General features: G+C 62.2%; 12 protein-coding genes. 6 read left to right on the forward strand and 6 right to left on the reverse strand.

The window, feature by feature from the left end; genetic code table 11:
• Positions 1 to 7 precede the first annotated feature (7 nt).
• On the reverse strand, positions 8 to 433 hold the full coding sequence (locus EI28_RS08045; RefSeq protein WP_048114109.1) for a hypothetical protein: 426 nt from the start codon (positions 431 to 433) through the stop codon (positions 8 to 10).
• Between the two features lie 101 nt (positions 434 to 534).
• Between EI28_RS08045 and EI28_RS08050 the strand changes: the two genes are divergently transcribed.
• The 3 genes from EI28_RS08050 (at position 535) to budA (ending at position 2,493) form a co-directional block, all read left to right on the forward strand.
• Positions 535 to 1,077 carry a HEAT repeat domain-containing protein gene (locus EI28_RS08050; protein WP_048114110.1) on the forward strand — a complete coding sequence of 181 codons (543 nt, stop codon included), beginning with the start codon at positions 535 to 537 and terminating at the stop codon, positions 1,075 to 1,077.
• Between the two features lie 158 nt (positions 1,078 to 1,235).
• The gene (locus EI28_RS08055) at positions 1,236 to 1,670 is read left to right on the forward strand and encodes a nucleoside deaminase (protein ID WP_048114111.1); all 435 of its coding nucleotides are present in this window, start codon (positions 1,236 to 1,238) and stop codon (positions 1,668 to 1,670) included.
• A gap of 10 nt (positions 1,671 to 1,680) precedes the next feature.
• The gene (gene budA, locus EI28_RS08060) at positions 1,681 to 2,493 is read left to right on the forward strand and encodes an acetolactate decarboxylase (protein WP_052379705.1); all 813 of its coding nucleotides are present in this window, start codon (positions 1,681 to 1,683) and stop codon (positions 2,491 to 2,493) included.
• 254 nt (positions 2,494 to 2,747) lie between these two features.
• Here budA and EI28_RS08065 read toward each other — a convergent pair whose 3' ends face one another.
• The 4 genes from EI28_RS08065 to EI28_RS08080 all read right to left on the reverse strand — a co-directional run bounded on the left by EI28_RS08065 (position 2,748) and on the right by EI28_RS08080 (position 5,747).
• Positions 2,748 to 3,197, reverse strand: a complete 450-nt coding sequence (locus EI28_RS08065) for a universal stress protein (RefSeq protein WP_048114121.1) — start codon at positions 3,195 to 3,197, stop codon at positions 2,748 to 2,750.
• 5 nt (positions 3,198 to 3,202) lie between these two features.
• The gene (locus tag EI28_RS08070; protein WP_048114112.1) at positions 3,203 to 4,525 is read right to left on the reverse strand and encodes an SLC13 family permease; all 1,323 of its coding nucleotides are present in this window, start codon (positions 4,523 to 4,525) and stop codon (positions 3,203 to 3,205) included.
• A gap of 11 nt (positions 4,526 to 4,536) precedes the next feature.
• A complete protein-coding gene (locus EI28_RS08075) occupies positions 4,537 to 5,079 on the reverse strand; it encodes a universal stress protein (protein WP_048114113.1) in 543 nt (180 codons plus the stop codon).
• A 128-nt stretch (positions 5,080 to 5,207) separates the two neighbouring features.
• Complete coding sequence (locus EI28_RS08080) at positions 5,208 to 5,747, reverse strand: archaemetzincin family Zn-dependent metalloprotease (RefSeq protein ID WP_048114114.1); 540 nt, start codon at positions 5,745 to 5,747, stop codon at positions 5,208 to 5,210.
• 17 nt (positions 5,748 to 5,764) lie between these two features.
• On the opposite strand from EI28_RS08080, the gene EI28_RS08085 reads away from it, so the two are divergent.
• On the forward strand, positions 5,765 to 6,172 hold the full coding sequence (locus EI28_RS08085) for a UPF0146 family protein (protein ID WP_048114115.1): 408 nt from the start codon (positions 5,765 to 5,767) through the stop codon (positions 6,170 to 6,172).
• On the opposite strand, the gene EI28_RS08090 is transcribed toward EI28_RS08085, so the two are convergent.
• Positions 6,169 to 7,533: a replication factor C large subunit gene (locus tag EI28_RS08090; protein ID WP_048114116.1), complete on the reverse strand. Its 1,365-nt coding sequence runs from the start codon at positions 7,531 to 7,533 to the stop codon at positions 6,169 to 6,171. The two genes, EI28_RS08085 and EI28_RS08090, sit on opposite strands and share 4 nt — an antisense overlap.
• Positions 7,534 to 7,756: 223 nt before the next feature.
• Here EI28_RS08090 and EI28_RS08095 point away from each other — a divergent pair, with 223 nt between their 5' ends.
• Both EI28_RS08095 and mtxX read left to right on the forward strand, forming a co-directional pair.
• Complete coding sequence (locus EI28_RS08095; RefSeq protein ID WP_048114117.1) at positions 7,757 to 8,767, forward strand: methanogenesis marker 2 protein; 1,011 nt, start codon at positions 7,757 to 7,759, stop codon at positions 8,765 to 8,767.
• Positions 8,758 to 9,531, forward strand: a complete 774-nt coding sequence (gene mtxX / locus EI28_RS08100) for a methanogenesis marker protein Mmp4/MtxX (protein ID WP_048114118.1) — start codon at positions 8,758 to 8,760, stop codon at positions 9,529 to 9,531. Before EI28_RS08095 ends, mtxX begins: the two co-directional genes overlap by 10 nt.
• Positions 9,532 to 9,727 lie beyond the last annotated feature (196 nt).

Below are 9,727 nucleotides of genomic sequence, written 5' to 3' on the forward strand. Positions count from 1 at the left end.
AGAAGGTTCAGGATGCAGTCTGGGTGTCTTCCATCGTGAGTTCGTCCAGAAACGGCATCAGCCCTTTGACGTACGGTATGAGTTTGCCCTCCTCTGTCCTGAGATCCCCGTAGGCCACGACTTCGATGACCAGCGGAAGCTCGTCCAGGCGCCGGGTGAAGAGAGGGTCCTGCTCGGCGGCGTACCGGAGGAATTCATTCAGGTTGACGAACGGGCGCTCCAGGTCGGGAACGTCGTCGTATTCCTGCAGGTCCTCCCGGAGCGTGGAGTCCCGGACCAGATCCTCCTCGAAGTAGAGGAAGACGTGGAAGTTGTGGCGGCGACCCATCGCGTCAAGGTCTCTGATATCGATCTTCGCCCCGGCAACGATGCCTAGACGTTCCAGATCCGGGGGAAACGCCGTCCCCTCCGGTGTAACCGTCGGACTCTCCATACTATGGTGAAGGCAGGGAGAGTAGAAAAATGCACCCCTGTGAGCATCCGCCTTGGCAAAGCCTTATACCCGGCCGACCCCAGTTGGGCGTGAGGTGGCCTATGGCAGGGAGGGATCCGCCGGTGCCGGGAAGAGAGACCAAAGGCCTCGATAGGGAGAAGATACTCCACAGGCACCTTTCGATTCTTGCGTCCGGGAATCTCAATGAACGGTGGCGGGCTGCGGACGCGCTCGGGGAGCTCGGCGACAGTCGTGCGGTACGGCCGCTCATCGAGGCACTGGAGGACGAATACGTCGAAGTACGGTGGAAGGCGGCGAAGGCGCTCGGGCTCCTCGATGGACGCGAACCTGTCCTCCCGCTGATACGGAGCCTGGAAGACGACAGCCCCTGGGTTCGGATGGGGGCGGCCTGGGCACTCGGGAAGATCGGCGATCCCCGGGCGGTCGAGCCGTTGATCCGGCTGCTCGACGACACGAAACCCCGGGTCCGGAGGATGGCGGCCTGGGCGCTCGGCCGGATAGGCAACCCGCGGGCCCGGGAACCCCTTTTGCGCCTCCTCGGCGATGCCGACCGCGACGTCAGGGTTGCCGGTCGGCAGGCGCTCGAAGAGATCGGAACCGAGCGGGAGATCCCGACCGTCTGAAGGGGCGACGGCTCATCCTGTCCGGATACCCTGTCCATGACCCCCGGGCCGCCGTTCTCGTCCCGTATGCGTTTATTATCCAGGAACGTCTTCTTATATTTGATAGGGCGTTGCAATCAGTTTATATACCCTGGCTGAGCGTCCGAAAGGAGACGGATATGGACATATTCATGAAGTGCGCAGTCGAGGAAGCGGAAACGAGCCTGCGGGAAGGCGGAATACCCATCGGCTCGGTGCTTGTGCGCGAAGGCCGGATCATCGGGCGCGGCCGGAACCGTCGCGTCCAGGCTGACGACCCCGTACTCCACGCCGAGATCGACTGCCTGAGGAACGCCGGGAGGATCGGTAACTACGCGGATTGCACGCTCTACTCCACGCTGATGCCCTGCTACCTCTGTGCGGGAGCAGCCGTCCAGTTCGGGATCGGGAAGATCGTGGCCGGGGAATCGGTGAATTTCGCGGGAGCGCGGGAGTTCCTCGAGTCGCACGGTGTCGAGGTGCTCGATCTGGACCTCGACGTCTGCAAGGCGATGATGGGCGCGTTCATCGAGCAGCACCCCCACCTCTGGTACGAGGATATCGGGGAGTTGTGAGGCGGTTATCATGGCTGAGGACAGGTTGTTCCGTTACATCGTCGTTGCCGTCGGCTTCCTTCTTGCCGGGACCCTCATCGGCCTTGCAGCCGCTCCTCTCCCGGCCGTCCCCGCGTCCGAAGATCGGGATACGCTCTTTCAGGTCTCGACCATTGATGCGCTGCTCCAGGGCACTTACGACGGGAGCATGACGTTTGACGAGCTCGCGAGGCACGGGGACTTCGGGATCGGGTGCGGCGACCGGCTCGATGGGGAACTGATCGGCGTCGACGGCGAGTGGTACCTGATCCGGGTCGACGGACGGGCCTATCCGGTCGTCGGAGACGCGACAACGCCGTTCGCGGCAGCGACCTTCTTCGATCCGGAGATCACGATCGCGGTCGACGAGCCGGTGAACCTGACCGCTCTCGAGAGCCGGGTGCAGGCGGAGTTCCCTTCGGAGAACCTCTTCTACGCTATCCGGGTGGACGGCACCTTCCCGCGTGTGGTGACCCGGAGCGTGCCCGCCCAGGAGAAGCCGTACCCGCGGCTCGCCGATGTGACGGCCAACCAGACGGTCTTTACGTTTGAGAACGTCACCGGAACCGCCGTCGGGTTCTGGACGCCGGACCTCGCAGAGGGGATCAACGTCCCCGGCTACCACCTTCACTTCATCACCGGCGACCGCACCGCCGGCGGCCACGTGCTCGATATGGTCATGGCGGAGGGCACCGTGCAGGTCGACACCACGATGAACTTCACCATGGCGCTCCCGTCCGGCGGCGACTTCTGGACGGTCGACCTCTCAGGAGACCTCTCGGAAGACCTCGAGCAGGTGGAATGAGCCCGAGGGACCACTTTTTTTCTCGCACCTGATGGTGCTTGAGTTCTGGTTTTCACGACCTGTTTCCGGATAAGGCTACAGGCCTCACGCGAAGAGCGACGGATGTCTCATCCGGAGCGTAACTCACAATCAACTTGGTCTTCGCGTTCTTCGCGGCTTCGCGTGAGATGGTGGGGCTGAGCAACGATACGGTCTCACGCGAAGGACGCGAAGCCGCGAAGGGAACTCCGCATCACCGCGGCCAAAAAAAAGGGTTACCGGACGACGAGCAGCGGCGGTTTGACCGCACCGCCGATCTGCTCGAGCAGGGCGGTGATCCGGGACTTTCCGCTCCTGCCGAAAGCACCCATGACGATCAGCCCGTATTCGCTGGAGTTTGCCTCCTTGAGAATCTCGTCCCTGATTGCGCCTTCGACAATCTTTGAGGAGCATCGAACCCTCTCACCCTGGTAGCGGGAGAGGATGCTGTTCTGGTCGTCCTCGATGCTCTTTCGCATATCTTTCCATATCCGGCCTTCGTAGTCCTTCAACTGCTCGCAGATTCCGCTCTGGGCGCAGAAATTGAACGCCATTGCCTTGGCCTCCGTGATATCCAGCACCGAGAAGAGGACTACCTCGGCATTCTTCCGCTTTGCCAGTCCAATCGCATGCAGAGCCGCCTTCTGGCTCCACTTCGAACCATCGATAAGCACGAGAATCTTCATGTCGTTCACATCGCAAATTTCAGCCAGAGTATTCCAAAACCTACCGCCACCGTCACGAAGAGCACGAGCATCCCCACCTTCAGGAAGTCGACAAAGGATATATTGATCCCCTCACGCTCGGCGATACCGATAACGACCACGTTTGCCGACGCCCCGATGGCGGTGCCGTTCCCGCCGAGGCACGCACCGAGGGCGAGCGACCACCAGAGCGGGTAAACGTCCATCGTCGCCCCCAGGTCATGAATGAGCGGGATCATCGCTGCGGTCAGGGGGATGTTGTCCACGATTGCCGAGGCGATGGCGGCAAACCAGGTTACGATGAACATCGCCTCACCGGTCGAGCCGACGTTCTCGACCATGATTGCGGCGATGCTCGAGATGACGCCGGTCTCGACGAGGGCCCCGACGATGATGAAGAGTCCGCCGAAGAAGAAGAGGGCCGGCCACTCGATCTTCTCGAATATCTCCTCGGGCGACTGCCGGCTCCAGAAGAGGAGTATCGCCGCTCCGATGAGGGCCACCTGAGCGGGTTCGAGCCCCATCGCCGGGTCGACGAACGGCAGGACGACGTGCAGGATCTCGCCGATCCGGTCGTGGACGAAGAAGAGCAGGACCACGAAGACGATAATGGCCACCGATTTGTTGAAGAGCGACCGATCAACGATCGCTGCCCGCTCGTCCAGACCCTCGAGTGTTTTGACCAGCTCCTGCCGCTCTTCGGCGCTCACCCTCATCGACCTGCCGTAGATGACGTACATCATCAGGAGGAGGATCGCCATGTCGACGATCATGATGGGCCCGAGATGGATGATGAACTCGTTGAACGTCAGTCCCGCAGACGACGCGATCATGATGTTCGGCGGGTCGCCGATGAGCGTCGCAGCCCCGCCGACGTTTGAGGAGAAGATCTCCGTGACAAGGAAGGGAATGGGGTTGAGGTTCATCACCCTCGCGACATAGAGGAGCATCGGGGTGAGGAGAAGGACCGTGGTGACGTTGTCGAGGAACGCGCTCACGATCGCGGTCACGATCGCAAAGAGGACGAGAACCCGGATGGGGCTGCCTTTCGCGAGTTTCGCCGTCCTTATCGCGATATATTCGAAGAGGCCGCTGCCCCGCGCGGTGTTGACGATGATCATCATCCCGAGGAGCAGGAAGATCGTCCCGAAGTCGACGTGCTCGAGGAGGGCCTCCCAGGGAACGATTCCGACGAAGACCACGATCGCCGCACCGAGCATGGCGGCGACCGCCCGGTGGATCCGCTCGTCGATGATGAGCGCATAGGTGAAGAGAAAGACCGCTACCGCGATCAGCACCACTGCTTCCATCCATGCACCCTTCAGTAGATGAGCGCGGGGGTCTCCACCCGCTGGCAGATACGCAGAACGATCGGGCTTACCGAGACGTCGGTCGACTCACCGTCGGCGTAGCGGCGGCAGAGCGCGACCATGTCGTGGTTCTTCGCCATCCGGATGACATCGTCGCCCTTATGCCCGACAAACATCCGTGTCTGGATCGAAAAGCCGTGTTCTTCGAGTTTGGCTGCAGTCCGTTCGAGGAGATTTTGGCCGTATTCTTCCTTTTTTGCCCGGAACTCCTCCGTCAATTCATGGTCGAGCGCCTGTTCGAGGAGCTCGATCACCTCGGCATCTGTGATGTAGGCGAGTGAGATAGTGGCGTCGTAGGCGGAGAGCACGTCGATTGCTTCGTCGGTGATCTCGTGGACAAAGAGGTCGAGCGGTACCAGGATCGACCTGATCTCGGGGACGAGCATCTCCTCGTCGGTCAGCAGGAACTCGCTGTAATCCTTCAAGATCGAGTCATATCGCCTCCCGACGATATCTTTGAACTTTCGCTGGATCAAGGAAGAAGAGTATCCCATCGTGATCTAGGTTTCCCGGCGCGTTCGTTTAATACTTTTGTTTGCCGGGTTCTCTGCCCGTCTCCTGTCGAAAAGCCGGAAGACGCTCGCCCGGCGGGGGTTATCGGCAGCAGGGATCGGACCTGCCGTCATCGCGTTGCCAGCGACGCGAGCCCCTCCCTGCAGGCCGGACAGAGCATCTTTCTCTTCCGGTCCAGTTCGTCCAGGGTTCTCGGCCGGAACATGACGCACTCGGGGTTTTCGCAGTGGTCGAGCCCGAGGAGGTGCCCGAGTTCGTGCGCGCCCTCTTTTGCCGTCCGGTCGATGAGGTCGGTGTCGTCCGGCGTCCTGCCGTAGTAGTCGTTTCCGAGGCGGGCGGTCGAGACGACGGCGACGCCGCATGCCGGCCGTGCAAGGCCGAAGACGAAGTCGCACCCGTTGACGTAGAGGTCGCGGGAGGTGACGAGCAGCAGGGGGCCGTCGATATCGTACCTGCGCGTGAGGGTGTCCTGCAGGCGATCCAGGATCTTTTGAGCATCGTGCTGGTCGCGGTTCCGGTCGTAACCGTCGATGAGGAACGGGTATTCGACGAGTGCGGGTTCATCCCCGAGGATCATCGCGATCATCCGGACGACCGGGAGTTCGACACCTGCCGGTGCCTGCGGGTCCCAAAGAATATTGATGCCCATTACCTAATCTCTGGGTAATGTGTCGGTATAAACATATTGAACTGAGTATCGCGGAGTATATCGCCGCCCGCTACCGGCGGGCCGTCGAGGTGGGTGTCGGCAACAATCCCGACGCCGCAAGGCTGATCAAGGCCGCCGGCGCCCTGATGCTCTGCACCGACATACGACCGGGCGTCCCGCACGACGGGCTCGACGTCGTGACCGACGATATATTCGAGCCGGATCTCCGGCTTTACGAAGGTGCGGACCTGATCTATGCCGTGCGGCCCGGCGTGGAGATGGTTCCGCCGCTGATCGCGCTTGCCGACCGGATCGACAGCGACCTCCTGGTCTACCACCTGGGATGCGAGATCTACGGGGACGGCGGCGAGGTCGTGGACTGCGGCCCGGCCCTCCTCCACCGCTACCGCTGTCGCCGTCTTTAAAAGAGCGTCGCCTGGCCCGGGGATGGGTCCCGCCGGGATTCTCCGGTATCTGCGGGCGGGTCGTCGTCCCGGGACTTCTTGCCTTTTGTTGGCGCCTTCTCTTTGGCGGCGGCCTTCTTCGCCTTCTCCTTCTCCTCTTTCGCCACCTCTTTGACGACCTTCGTGGCCCGGGCCTTGTCGTGAATGAAGAGGTTCAGTTCGTCGGCGTCGAGCTCGAACTCGCGGACGTATTTTGCAGGGTCCCGCTCGACGAGGATGGTGATCGCGGTGAAGAAGTCTTCCCGCAGTGCATCCTGAGGTATATGCGTCATCTCGCTGAGTTTCCGGGAGAGGCCCGCCCGGACTGCCTTCTGCTTCTTCGACGCCCCCATCTTCTGCCAGCGCGACGGCGGCATGATGCGGCCGTGGACGCCGTGCCCGCCGGCGGCGTCGGCGACGCCGAGGAGCATGACCGCGCTCGCGTAGCGCCAGAGGGTGTAGTACTGCCGCCGGTAGGTCCGGCCGATGTACTCGTCCGCCCTCGAGAGGCAGGCGTAGCCTTCCGCCCGGGAGGCGAGGTCCGGCATGTGGTCGAGGTTCCCCTCGAGCCACTGTTCGACGGCGTCGGGGGTGTCCTCGACCTCCACCGCCATGCGGAGCAGGTCGGCGTCTCTGCGTCCTTTGAAGGTCGCTCCGACGAGTTCGAAGATGGTCGAGCGCTCGTCCTTTGCGGAGGTGTGGACGTCGCCCGCCGTGAGGTGCTCCTTCCCGACGGCCGCGGCGTAGAGCATGTTCACCGCGGCACGCATATCCCCGCCGGCGCGGTTCGCGATATCGTCGAGCGCGGCGGGATCGCATGTCATGCCTTCCGCGGCGCAGATCTGGCGGAGGCGGGGGACGATCGAGCGGGCCTGGAGCGCCCGGAACTGCACCGGCTCCGTGACCGCCTTGAGTTCTCTCGTGAGGGAGTAGTAGTCGTTTGCGATCAGGATGATCGGCTGCTGCGACGCCCCGATGATCTCCACGATCGCCTTCGCCCCGCCCCGGTCGGCCTGCCCGTGCAGGTTGTCGGCCTCATCCAGCAGGATAAGTTTGCGGCTCGCGCCGGAGAGGCTGGCCGTGGTGGAGCCCGAGCCCGCCACCTTCTCGAGGGCCGCTTTCGTCCGCTGGTCGGAGGCGTTCAGTTCCACCACCTCCCAGTTCATGTCGTTTGCGAGGGCATACGCGCTTGAGGTCTTGCCGGTACCGGGTTTTCCGTACAGGATGAGCGGTTTCTTCCGCCGCGACCAGTCCCGCGCCCACTCGTATATCTGCCTGACGGCGCCGGAGTTCCCCACGACATCCTGAAGATGCTGCGGCCTGTACTTCTCCACCCAGTCCATACCTGACTATTGGGTGCGGTGCATCAAAAATGCCACCCCGGTGCGGATGCAAGACGATCCGGAGGACGCGCCGCAAGAAGGTCGTACCCGTCCCGGCCGAATGCCTGCCGGCAGTTCCCTTCCCGATAGGTTCCCGGAACGGAGTGCATAATACCGGTGAATCAAATACATTATCTTTGATGAAGCAGAATACCATAAAGAAACCTGGAATGTTGGTGTTCTTGTGGTGAAGGATTGCTCCACCGATACGGTAGCACAGGCCGTCAGGGAATACGAGGGCGTTACCCGGAAGAAGGAGATCGGGGATATGATCCGGTCTCTCCGGATAGAGAGCCCCGACGTTGTCGCTTCGTTCGGTGAGGATGCCGCGGTCATCCGGCATAACGCAGAGGACGCGCTGCTTCTTGCGGCGGACGGTATCTGGAGCAAGTTGATGGAGGCGGACCCGTTCTGGGCGGGGTACTGCGCCGTGCTCGTGAACGTTCACGACATCGCCGCCATGGGCGGGAAGCCTGTTGCGATGGTCGATATCCTCTCCGTCACGAACGATCGGCTCCGCGACGAAGTGACCCGGGGCATGGTCGCGGCATCCACGCAGTTCGGCGTCCCGATCGTGGGCGGGCACCTGCACCCGAATACGCCTTACAGCGTCGTGGATGTGGCGATCCTCGGGACGGCCACGATGGACCAGCTCATCTTCTCGGACACGGCAGAGGAGGGCGACGTAGTCATCGCGGGGATAGACCTCGACGGCCGGGTGCACCCGTCGTGCTGCTTCAACTGGGACTCGGTCACGATGAAGTCGGCGGAAGCGGTGCGGGCCCAGATCCGGGTGATGCAGGATCTCGGGAAGGAGCACCTGGTGACGGCCGGCAAGGACATCAGCAACCCGGGCGTCATCGGGACGCTCGGGATGCTCCTCGAGGTGAGCGAAAAGGGCGCGGTGATCGACCTCGAGGCGATACCCCGGCCGGACCTCTCGGCGATCGACCTCCCCTTCGAGCAGTGGGTGCGCATGTATCCCGGCATGGGGTTCATCCTGACCGTTAAACCGGAGAACGTGGAGGAGGTCCGCCGCCGGTTCGCCGACGTCGGGATCACCGCCGCCGCTATTGGGGAGGTTAACGGGAGCCGGAGGCTCTCCGTCAGATACCTGGGCCGGGAGACGCAGGTCTTCGATCTGGACCGGGAAGGGATCATGCGCTTCTTCCCCGAAGGAGGGGCATGCCGGTAACGGTCGGGCTTGGTGCGGCGTCCCCAGATCCAAAGATCCTCTCGACGGTCCGGGCGGTCGGCCGGGAGGTCGATCTCATTCTGTTTTCCCCTCCGGGGACCGCCGGAACGTTTGGTGATGCGGTTACGGTCATCGAGGCCGAGGAGCCGGAGATCGCCCTCATCGAGGCTCTCTATGCCGGCAGGATCGATGCCGCCGTCAGGGGCACCCTGCCCGCATCCACCACCCTGAAAGTCCTCAAGCAGGCTGCGGGTGTCGACTGCCTCGAGCGGATTGCCCTCCTCGAGACCGCCGACGGCCGCCTCTTCCTCCTGGCTCCGGTCGGGGTCGACGAGGGCTGGACGGTCGAGGAGAAGGTGCGGTTCGCCAGAGTCGGCAGGGATATCGCCCGGAATTTCGGCCTCGCCGAAGGAGTGGCGATCCTCTCGGGAGGGCGGCTCGGGGATCTCGGGCGGCATCCGTCCGTCGACCGGACGATGGCGGATGCCGAGCTCGTCGCACGCCTGACCGGTGCGGAGCACACCGAGATCCTGATCGAGGCGGCGGCGGGAAGGTACGGGATGGTCGTGGCTCCCGACGGGATCTCCGGGAACCTGATCTTTCGTACGCTCGTCTTCCTCGGAGCCGGGGCGGGGCATGGTGCTCCGGTGGTAAATATCGATAGAATTTTCGTGGATACGTCGCGCGCCTCTGCAGATTATACCAATGCAGTAATGCTTGCGAAATCTCTGGTGCAATTTAAAAGTCCGAGATTTTCCCCCTGATTCCGAATTGGGGGCCATAATTTGATTTTTTCAATCGGCACCGTTCCCTGCCGGTTATCGAGGTGCCCTGTCCAGACATACCCTCAATGGTAAAGAGAAACGCAAATTTCCGAGATTATCCCGAAACGTTTAAATATTAACTAATACACCTCTTTTTAGAGGTGGAATGAGATTATGGCAGATCTACCTATTGCTG

It is taken from the genome of Methanoculleus sp. MH98A, assembly GCF_000691865.1.
GTDB lineage: Archaea > Halobacteriota > Methanomicrobia > Methanomicrobiales > Methanoculleaceae > Methanoculleus.

Bases quoted from the DNA above. Each gene is read 5' to 3' on its own strand.
- EI28_RS08045 (WP_048114109.1), bottom strand. From the start codon at position 433: ATGGAGAGTCCGACGGTTACACCGGAGGGGACGGCGTTTCCCCCGGAT.
- EI28_RS08050 (WP_048114110.1), top strand. From the start codon at position 535: ATGGCAGGGAGGGATCCGCCGGTGCCGGGAAGAGAGACCAAAGGCCTC.
- EI28_RS08055 (WP_048114111.1), top strand. From the start codon at position 1,236: ATGGACATATTCATGAAGTGCGCAGTCGAGGAAGCGGAAACGAGCCTG.
- budA (WP_052379705.1), top strand. From the start codon at position 1,681: ATGGCTGAGGACAGGTTGTTCCGTTACATCGTCGTTGCCGTCGGCTTC.
- EI28_RS08065 (WP_048114121.1), bottom strand. From the start codon at position 3,197: ATGAAGATTCTCGTGCTTATCGATGGTTCGAAGTGGAGCCAGAAGGCG.
- EI28_RS08070 (WP_048114112.1), bottom strand. From the start codon at position 4,525: ATGGAAGCAGTGGTGCTGATCGCGGTAGCGGTCTTTCTCTTCACCTAT.
- EI28_RS08075 (WP_048114113.1), bottom strand. From the start codon at position 5,079: ATGGGATACTCTTCTTCCTTGATCCAGCGAAAGTTCAAAGATATCGTC.
- EI28_RS08080 (WP_048114114.1), bottom strand. From the start codon at position 5,747: ATGGGCATCAATATTCTTTGGGACCCGCAGGCACCGGCAGGTGTCGAA.
- EI28_RS08085 (WP_048114115.1), top strand. From the start codon at position 5,765: ATGTGTCGGTATAAACATATTGAACTGAGTATCGCGGAGTATATCGCC.
- EI28_RS08090 (WP_048114116.1), bottom strand. From the start codon at position 7,533: ATGGACTGGGTGGAGAAGTACAGGCCGCAGCATCTTCAGGATGTCGTG.
- mtxX (WP_048114118.1), top strand. From the start codon at position 8,758: ATGCCGGTAACGGTCGGGCTTGGTGCGGCGTCCCCAGATCCAAAGATC.